7 protein-coding genes are annotated in these 10,129 nt (G+C 41.5%); 6 read left to right on the top strand and 1 reads right to left on the bottom strand.

Annotated elements, in window-relative coordinates:
• The first annotated feature begins 4 nt into the window (after positions 1-4).
• From rnc to G1O98_RS39135, 5 genes are all read left to right on the top strand, one after another.
• A complete protein-coding gene (gene rnc / locus G1O98_RS33290) occupies positions 5-724 on the top strand; it encodes a ribonuclease III (RefSeq protein ID WP_114080848.1) in 720 nt (239 codons plus the stop codon).
• 240 nt (positions 725-964) lie between these two features.
• Positions 965-2,053, top strand: a complete 1,089-nt coding sequence (locus tag G1O98_RS33285) for a Gfo/Idh/MocA family oxidoreductase (RefSeq protein ID WP_175586970.1) — start codon at positions 965-967, stop codon at positions 2,051-2,053.
• A gap of 519 nt (positions 2,054-2,572) precedes the next feature.
• Positions 2,573-4,732, top strand: coding sequence for a serine protease (locus G1O98_RS33280; protein ID WP_163937577.1), 2,160 nt, complete (start codon positions 2,573-2,575; stop codon positions 4,730-4,732).
• A gap of 30 nt (positions 4,733-4,762) precedes the next feature.
• Positions 4,763-5,488 carry a hypothetical protein gene (locus G1O98_RS33275; RefSeq protein WP_163937574.1) on the top strand — a complete coding sequence of 242 codons (726 nt, stop codon included), beginning with the start codon at positions 4,763-4,765 and terminating at the stop codon, positions 5,486-5,488.
• Between the two features lie 3 nt (positions 5,489-5,491).
• The gene (locus tag G1O98_RS39135; protein WP_175586969.1) at positions 5,492-6,733 is read left to right on the top strand and encodes a hypothetical protein; all 1,242 of its coding nucleotides are present in this window, start codon (positions 5,492-5,494) and stop codon (positions 6,731-6,733) included.
• Positions 6,734-6,793: 60 nt separating this feature from the next.
• Here the strand turns inward: G1O98_RS39135 and G1O98_RS33265 are convergent, their stop codons facing one another.
• A complete protein-coding gene (locus G1O98_RS33265; protein ID WP_163937571.1) occupies positions 6,794-8,923 on the bottom strand; it encodes an ATP-binding protein in 2,130 nt (709 codons plus the stop codon).
• Positions 8,924-9,218: 295 nt separating this feature from the next.
• Here G1O98_RS33265 and G1O98_RS33260 point away from each other — a divergent pair, with 295 nt between their 5' ends.
• Positions 9,219-9,962: a RibD family protein gene (locus tag G1O98_RS33260; RefSeq protein WP_163937568.1), complete on the top strand. Its 744-nt coding sequence runs from the start codon at positions 9,219-9,221 to the stop codon at positions 9,960-9,962.
• The last annotated feature ends 167 nt before the right edge of the window (positions 9,963-10,129 follow it).

Genomic DNA, 10,129 nt, shown 5'->3' with positions numbered 1-10,129 from the left:
CCTAATGCCCCTTCCCTACCCACGCCGTCAACGGCAACTCGAAAGTTTAGTCCAAAAATTAGGTTTGTCGCGAGAAGCACCTATCAAGTGGGAACTGCTAGATTTAGCACTAACTCATCCCACTGTTTCTGATTCGGCGAATTATGAACAACTAGAGTTTGTTGGCGATGCAGTGGTGCGGCTGGTGTCGGCTGTTGTGTTATGGGAAAATTATCCCGATTGTCCAGTAGGGGATTTTGCGGCAATTCGTTCGGTATTAGTGAGCGATCGCATCCTCGCTCAATTGGCCAGAATTTATGGTTTGGAGTTATACTTACTAGTTGCCGGTAGTGCTACGGCTGATAAGGTTGGTCAAGAGTCACGACTAGCAGATGCTTTTGAAGCAGTTCTGGGTGCGCTTTATTTAAGCACTCAAAATCTGGAACTAATCCGCTCTTGGCTAGATCCCCACTTCCAAGAACTAACAACAGAAATTCGCCTCGATCCTGCCAGACTTAATTACAAAGCTGCTCTCCAAGAATGGACTCAGGCGCAATTTAAAGTTTTACCAGAATATCGAGTTGTGGAAGTCACTCAACCGCACCATAATCAAGAACGTTTCATGGCTGAAGTGTGGCTGCATGGAAAGAAACTCGGAGAAGGTAAGGGGCGATCGATCAAAACTGCTGAACAAGCCGCAGCTAAGGTAGCTTTTTTAGCAATACCTAATCCGCAAACACCCTGAGCTTAAAAGACTGACAATTAGCCGATAATCATTTGGTTGTCAGTGGTCATTTGTCCTTCGTCCTTCATACAGTTCGGTTAAGATCCCCCCGCCTGCGGCGACCCCCTTAAAAAGGGGGTAAAAGAGGGTTAAAAGCCCCCCTTAAAAAGTGGAGTTGGGGGAATCTTCAGACATATTAGAACGTTAACCGAATACAAATGACCAAATGACAAATGACAAATGACAAATGACAAATAACTAATGACAAACAAAATTAAAATTGCTGTTATCGGAGTTGGGCGTTGGGGAGTGCATCTGCTGCGGAATTTCTTAGCACATCCCCAAGTAGATGTAGTTGCTGTCGTAGACCCCCATCCAGAACGATTAGCGGCGATAAAACAGCAGTTTAATTTAGATGAAAATGTAGTATTGACAACCCAATGGGAAGATTTAAAGAAAGTGCCAGGGTTGACAGGGGTTGCGATCGCAACTCCTGCTACCACCCACTATGCTTTAATTAAAGACTCTCTCCAAAACGGATACCATGTTTTGGCTGAAAAACCGCTAACTCTCGACCCCGCAGAATGTCGAGAACTTTGCCAGTTAGCAGAGCAGCATCATTTAATACTCATGGTTGACCACACTTATTTATTTCACCCAGCAGTAGAGCAAGGGCAAACTGTAGTACAAGCGGGTAAATTAGGTGATTTACGCTATGGCTACGCCACCCGCACCCATTTAGGGCCTGTTCGCCAAGATGTTGATGCGCTCTGGGACTTAGCTATTCACGATATTGCTATCTTTAACACTTGGCTGGGTCAGATTCCTGTGAAAGTGCAAGCAACGGGTACGGTGTGGCTACAGGGAGCAGGGGAGCAGGGGAGCAGGGGAGCAGAGGGGAAGAAAGATACAAATTCTCCTCTGCCTCAAGGTTTAGCTGATTTAGTATGGCTAACACTGACATACCCAGATGGCTTTCAAGCTTATATTCATTTGTGCTGGCTGAATTCTGATAAGCAGCGACGGCTGGGGATTGTAGGTAGCCTTGGTAGTTTGATTTTTGATGAAATGTCGCGATCGTCACCTTTAACGCTGCTACATGGGGAGTTTGAACAGCAGGGTAATCATTTTATTCCGGTAAATCAAAAGCAGGTAGTGCTGGAATTAGAGCCAGGGGAACCATTGGGGCGAGTTTGCTCTTGTTTTGTTGACTCTATCCTCAACAATACTCCCTCAGAGGTTTCATCTGGCTGGGTAGGCACACAGTTAGTAGAAATTCTTGCTGCACTAACGCTATCTCTTGAGCAAGGCGGACAACCTGTTTTTCTGAACAACTGCTCTCAAGTCTAATTTTCTGTTAAATAAAACTTATCCAAAGTTTCCTCTACTACACCTTTAGAGGTTGTTTGAAAAGTGTTTCGCTGTGACTTTAGGCACTTTTAGATCCCCCTAAATCCCCCTTAAAAAGGGGGACTTTGATTCTGGTTCCCCCCTTTTTTAAGGGGGGTTAGGGGGGATCTAAAACTATTTGATACCGACAAAAGGACTTTTCAAACATCCTCTAATACTACAGTCTACGAAGCTCCGAAGTTCATTAACGGAGTTCAAAGGCTCATTCACGAAGCTCCGAAGTTCATCAACGGAGTTCAAAGACTCATTCACGAAGCTCTGAGGTTCATTAACGGAGTTCAAAGACTCATTCACGAAGCTCCGAGGTTCATTAACGGAGTTCAAAGACTCATTCACGAAGCTTTGAGGTTCATTAACGGAGTTCAAAGACTCATTCACGAGTATTTATCAAAAATTCATCCGGTTTTTAGCGATTTTCGGGTAAGTCCTGATAAAATCATTCAACGTATGAGCATGATTATGCACAACCGTATATTTACTACTTTATTTTTAACTTTATTTTTAACTTTATTTCTGGCTACCACACCCCAGTTTGTAGTTGCTCAAAACAATATTGAACAGCTATTTAAACAAGGCGACGCTGCCGAAACAGTGGGTAATAATTCCCAAGCAGAGACAATTTGGCGGAAAGTTTTACAAGTTGAACCCAATAATGGCAAAGCTTATAACAATTTGGGTAATGCTTTGCGGCGACAGGGAAAACTAGAAGAAGGATTAGCAGCGCACCAGAAAGCGTTACAACTCAATCCTAATGATGCCGAAGCTTACGTTGGTATAGGGAATGTGCTAAATGCTCAAGGGAAACAAGAGGAGGCGATCGCATCTCACCAAAAAGCTTTGCAAATTAACCCCAACTTGGCCATCGCTTACAACGGTTTAGGCAAGGTGCTGTATGGACAAAATAAATTAGATGCTGCCGTCACCGCTTTCCAAAAAGCGATTCAACTCGACCCTAACGATGCCACCGTTTACAACAATCTCGGACTTGCGCTGAGTGACCAGAACAACTTAGATGCAGCCATTGCCGCCTTGCAAAAAGCAATTACACTCAGCCCCAACTTTGCTACTGCTTACTATAATCTCGGCATTGCATTGAAACAACAGAACCAATTAGATGCAGCCATCGCCGCCTACAAAAAAGCGATTCAACTTAACCCTAACGATGCCAATGCTTACTACAATTTGGGCATTGCGTTGAGTGACCAGAAAAAATTGGATGCAGCCGTAGCCGCCTATGAAAAAGCAATTCAACTCAACCCTAAGTATGCTGATGCTTACTACAATTTGGGCAATGCGCTCATAGACCAAAAGAAATTAGATGCAGCCATCGCCGCATACCAAAAAGCGATTCAAATTAACCCTAACTATGCTGATGTTCACAACAATCTCGGACTTGCACTGATAGAACAGAATAAATTAGATGCAGCAGTTGCCGCCTACCAAAAAGCAATTCAACTCAGCCCTAAAAATGCTGTTGTTTACTACAATCTCGGCATTGCTCTCAGAAGACAGAAGAAATTAGATGCAGCAGTTGCCGCTTACGAAAAAGCGATCCAACTCAACCCTAACTATGCTGAAGCTTACAACAATCTTGGCATTGTACTCAGAAACCAGAAGAAATTAAATGAAGCAGTTGCCAACTTGCAAAAAGCGATTCAACTCAAGCCCAACTATACTTATGCTTACAATAATATTGGCATTGCACTGTTTAACCAGAAGAAAATAGATGCAGCGATCGCCGCCTTCCAAAAAGCCCGAACATTACCAGAAGATAATTCTGGAACTCCAGCTAGCGCTCATACTGTCGCTCATAATAGCTTGGGTTATGCATTCCAACAGCAAGGGAAACTAAAACAAGCCATTGAAGAGTTTGACAAATCAGAAGAGTTTGACCCCAATTTTGTCTATGCCAGTAACAACACTAGAGAAGCACGGCGATTATGGACTGAACAACAGAATAAACTAGCCAGCATAGAAGATGATCGCCAATGGTTGCCTAAGAACGATCCAACTCTACACGTTAAGCGTTCTGTAGTTCTGATCACTGCGGAGTTTTTTAACAGCGATCGCCAGGGAACAGAGATCGGCACTGGTGTCATAATTCAGCGAGAAGGCGATCGCACATTAATCCTCACTAATCGTCATGTCATTTTTGATGGCAATGAACAAGGTAAAAATATCCAAGTGGAATTTTTCAGTTCACCGCCATCCAACCGAGTGCGAATGCGGCGAGATGCAAAGCTGTTCAAAATGACTACAGACAAAGAACTCGATTTAGCCGTTTTGGAAGTTATTGGTAAACTGCCAGAAGATATCCAACCCTTAACCATCTCCTCAACTGCGATCGCCCCGAAAATGCCCATTCGGATTATCGGTCATTCTGCCCAAAGAGGTGAAGATAAATCTTGGTCTATGCAATCAGGACAAATCAGCTATCAAAACAAGCAATTAGAAATATCTCAAGCTGCACTCAAACCTGGTTATTCTGGCAGTCCTGTAATTGACTCGCAAAATCAACTTTTAGGTATCGTCTTCGCCCGAAAAACAGGTGAAGGGCGAGATTTCGCTTATCCCATGTCTGAAATTCAAAAACAACTGTTCACTTGGAACATTAAATAGACGCGATAAATCGCGTCTATACAACAAACTATGAATTATAAAATTATTCTTGCCAGCCTATTAATCCTCAGCGTCAGCCATCTTCCTGCTGCTGCTTCTTGCCCAGAAGGGAACCCCAAATCGACCGATTATATCCACCGCAAACCACCCAATCGCTGCGAAGGCATCAAAGAAGAACAAATAAGCGGCAATAGCTTAAACCTGATTTCTATTGCTACCCGAAACCTAACTAGTTTTGGCAAAACCCTCACAGTGCAAATTCCCCAGATAAGTGGCGGTAAAAATCCTCAAGTAATAGTGAAATCATTGGGTGATAATTATCACTATCAAATGGATGACTTGTTATTGTCTAATAATGGTTCGCGTTTCAGCTTTAGCTGGGATACTTACGTTCTCAGGGAAGCGAAAATCCCAGCTAACAGCCTTCGCGCTGTGGCATCCTATAACCTTGGTTCCCAGCCTGTGTATGTTCCAGTCATTCTGGGGCAAACTTCGGGTAAGTATGAATTTGTCTTTTATTCCCAAGATCGAGTCAGATTTACCAACTTTGAAATCCTCTCCAAAGGCCAACCAGCAATCTATAGTACTTCCCGCCCTAACCCGAAAAAAGGTGAAACTATTTTTACCTGGGATGGTAATGCCCCAGCAGGGCGCTATGAACTGCACTATGTTGCTAATATTGAGCGAAGAAATGAACCTAGCGATCGCATCGAAAGGCGAATTGTATTTGAACATAACCCAAATTGGTTGAAATAAATCATGGCATCTCGGCAAAAAGCCAAACAATTTCCCGACTTCATTAAGATTCGCCAATGGTTGAATTCTCTGAAAACACATCTAGTTGCGTGGTTTGGAGTCAGCATTTCAGCGCTGAAGCGCTTACTACGAACTATTTCAAATCATCAAAGTTTATTGTTGGCGCTGGTAGTACTTTTATTTTTGACTATCGGCACTATTGCTGCGATCGCACCTGGGACTCATACCTTTGAAGGTAATATCATTTCTCAAGAAATGAGCTTTGTCTATAATGGACAGCAACCCAAACGCTTTATTGAAAATATTCGTGGCATCAAAGAATTAGAAAGTGAAGGCATCCAAACCTTAACTTTCACGGGTAAGTTTCAAAGTGAATTACCTCAAGTTAATCAGTTAAAGTCGTTAACAATCCAACTTAAAGACCGCGAAAGTAAATGGATTATTGCTCCGGCTAATCTGGAAGGAACGAGCGAAATAGATTTGAATGAACTGCGGCTACAACCGAATACAAAAGTAACTGAGTTAAATTATGACTTTTATCGTAATCAGTTGGCTTTCTCCCTACAGCGAAACCCTAAACTAGACTTAAAAAACAACCCTAATATATTAAAACTCTATTTAGGTGAACCAATCAAAGTTATACTAGAAGGCTATGAATTACCAGATTCTAATTTACAAGAGCAATTAGATAATCAAACACCTCTAGAATTTATTTTAAATCCAGATAATCAAGAATTTAACTTAGAATTTCCACAAAATACTAATATTTATATTACCTTAGCCAAACCTGCTAAATTTGAATCAGAGCAATGGTTTCGGGGCAAGATAGAAACCAAAAATGTTCAGTTTGTAGATGTAGATAGAAATGGCAGCGATCTCAGAGATGATTTAGATGTTTCTACTATTGTAGAAGGCAAAATTCGCATGGTAGGGCAGGAGCAGGAAATTAAAAAAAATCAATTTCTCATGGGAGAAAAACTTGATATTCCTTTAAATATTCAACTAATACGCCATCTACAAATTGTCCCTAAAAAGGGAATAGAAGCCCGCTTTTCTGGGAAAACTAAAAAGATTCAAATCGGTCTAGATCCAGATTTTCCAGTTTCTCAAATGCAGGGTAGCTGGTTAGATGGTGTTTTACCTCGTGATGCAATTATTGCGCTATTTTCTTTTGGGGCTGCTACAATTCCTAATCTTGTGTCTTGGTTATTTAGTAACACTTCTAAATCTGCGTCAAAACCATAGCCGTTAGGAGTGAGGGTTCCAATTTATTTTTTTGAATTTTGAATTAGAGTCTAGTAAAAATTACCTTTCAGAAGTCCCATTTGCATAAACTTCTGTTTTTGGAAGACTTACCAAGATAGTTTGCTGCGGCGAAAAGCTAATCTCGTAAGTCTCGTTCCCAAGTAACACCTGGAATTTCATCGACTTCTCTTTGTCTACAACTGCTTTTACAGATTTGTTGCTCCCCAAAGAGGGGCTTTCCCCAGACTGCTGTAGGCTAGAGTATTGGTTTGCTTTTGCCCCCTTTTTCCCAGAAGAAAATCCCAGATTCCCGACATTTTCTTCTTTGTTGTCAACGGGTAACAGCGAGATATCAATCAAGGGTAAGGTAATCTTTAGTGTCGTCCCTTGATGAAGTCCCGTACTCTCAAGAGTAATGCTGCCTCCCATAAGTTCGATTAAGTTTCGTGAAATTGCGAGTCCTAGTCCAGTCCCTTCAAACTGGCGTGCAGTTGTGCCATTCACCATCACAAAGGGACGAAATAGTTTATGTTGTTGATTAGGATCAATGCCAATACCTGTATCTTTAACTATTACCACTACCTGAGATTTACCATTACTAGATTGAATTTCTGTAGCAATGGTGATGCTTCCTGTGTCAGTGAACTTAGTAGCGTTGCCAATAACATTAATCAGCACTTGCTTCAGTTTTGCCGCGTCTGCCTTAATTGGTATCGGTTGAGGCTCTAACTCACATTTTAATTGCAAGCCCTTTTGTTGAACATTAACTGATTGTAAATTAATCACCTCTAGCAATATTTGTCGGAGATCGAGAGGTGTGATAACTACAGAAAGCTTACCCGCTTCGATTTTAGAAATGTCGAGTAAATCATTAATAATATTGAGCAAATGAATCGTTGTTTCATTGGCACGTTTGAGGAATTCCATTTCTTCTTCACGGCTATCACATAAGCCATCTTCAACCACGCGAATGCAGTTAATAATAGTATGTAACGGGTTTCTCAATTCATGGGAAGTCGTAGCCAAAAACTGGCTTTTAATCTGGTTAGCGTTTTTTGCTTCTTTCCAAGCTATTTCTAGTTCTTCTGCCCCAGCTTTGAGCCGTTCTACCATTTGGTCTAATGCTTGGGCCAGTTGATTGAATTCCCGAATTTGGAAATTGTGCGGAACTGGTTGTGCGGCGTGGTGAGAGTGAATATTCAGAGCGTAGTCTCGCAATTCTTCTACAGGACGTGCCAAGTAAGGAGCTAAATATAGAGATGCTAACAAACTTGCACCAATCAAACCAACTGTCAAAACAATAAGAATTAGTTTAATTTCTTCTAAACCAAAAAGCGCATTATCGACACTAGTAACAGCTAAGACTATCCATTTTTGCTGCTGCTCTTGGGTGAGTGGATTTGCAATAGCCGTATAGCCAGCTACTAATTCGTTTCCCTCTTTAAAAGACAAATTTATCGAATCGTTTCGTCCTGCAAGGGCATTTTTAATTATGCTCTTGAGTTGGGAAGCATTTGGATGTTGATCAATGTTACTTCCCACCCAGTCTGGAAATGGATGTGCCAAAATTGTGCCATCTTCAGCAATAACTACCATCGCGCCTGTAAGCGATCCTGGTGGATTTCTGGTTTGTTGGTACAATGCAGATTGAATACTTAAGCTGTAAACTAAATTTTTTCGGCTATCGGAGACTGGTGCAGATAAAACTAATTGCAATTGATTTTGTGCGTTTCTTTTTCCAGTCATTCCTGCCTTTGGCGGGAAGATTGTTTTGACATCAATTCCATCACTAGGCAAAGGGTATGTCAACTCCCCAATAGCTTGATCCCCGCAGCTAGTGGCAATTATTTTCTGATTTAGGAGATCCGTTAATTGGATGCACTCAATATTGGCTGGAAGTTGTTGCTTTAGCTGTGTGATAATTTCTTGCTCTTGGATAGGTGAACCCGACGGAATCACCGTTGTTTTACTTACACTCAGCAAATTAGCTTTTAAGATTGCGATCGCATCGCCAATCCTCTCTCCTTTACTAATGGCGCTTTCTGTTAAATTTTGACGCGCAGTTCCCAATATGCTAGAACGTGCCTTATTCAAGGCTACAATCTCGCCTATAAGTAAAACTGGAACGAACAGCAGCAATATTCTCGTTACTAAAATTCGACGAAAGGAAGATTGGCGGGAATTAGTCATCGAGTGTCTCACTTTGCATCTGCAAACCACAACAGCAAAGATATGTAATTAGACTGGCTAGATGAGACATTTTATTAAATTATCAGAATTTTATTTTCAATGTTTAAAAATAACAAATTGCTATCTTTCAAAAAGAAACGTGGTATACCAAAACTCATATATGCTAGATGTAAAAGTGGTTTGTGTTGCATATAAATACAGTGGTAAAATTGTAAATAAATAACTTGCAGGCATGGATTTTTTTTGAGAATCTACATACAAACAAAGAAAATATTCCAACTATCAAATCAATTTAATGTTGCAACATCGTCCTCATACTACAGTTGTTTTAGCAATGAGTGCAGATGGCAAGATAGCAGATTTTAAGCGATCGCCTGCTCGGTTTGGCTCAAGGGTTGATAAAGCACATCTAGAAAAACAAATCGCTGCCTCTGATGCGGTTTTATTCGGTGCTGGTACTCTCCGGGCTTATGGAACGACACTTACTGTATCAGATCCAACTCTAGTGCGACTTCGGGCACAAGAAGGGAAGCCTCCGCAGCCAGTTCATATAGTGACTACACATTCTGGAAACCTCAATCCGGAAATTAACTTTTTTAAGCAACCAGTTAGACGCTGGCTACTCACGACAGCACTGGGAAAACTTTCATGGAAAGGACGTTGTTTACAGACGCTTCCTTCAACTCTGGGAACCGGAACACAAGAGTGTCCTCCAGAATTTGAGCAGATTCTGGTTTTTGAAACACCAACGCGAGAAATTGATATTCCCGCAGCTTTGAAGCATCTAGCCAATATAGATATAACACGGTTGGCGGTCTTGGGTGGAGGTGAATTAGTCGCTTCCCTGCTGGGCCTAGATTTAATTGATGAATTATGGCTAACTGTCTGTCCCCTGATTTTAGGTGGTAGTACTGCCCCCACACCTGTAGAAGGGAAAGGTTTTTTACCCGATTTAGCTCCCAAGTTGCAACTTTTAGAAGTTCATACTGTTGAGCAAGAAGTGTTTTTGCACTATCGCCTGCAACAACCAGCAGATTAGATTACGCTAAGTTAAGTTATTGGATATTGGGCATTGGGCAAAACAGTTCTGTTAGCGGATAGCTAAGGTTTAGCCCGTGAAGAGTTAGGAGTTACGAATTCTCCCCCTGCTCCCCTCCCTCTTAATATACTCATAAATATTACTGAACTCACGGTGTGATTTTATAA

The sequence above is a fragment of the Nostoc sp. UIC 10630 genome (genome assembly GCF_010747425.1).
Classification (GTDB): Bacteria; Cyanobacteriota; Cyanobacteriia; order Cyanobacteriales; family Nostocaceae; genus Nostoc.
This window is presented reverse-complemented; position numbering and strand designations above follow the sequence as displayed.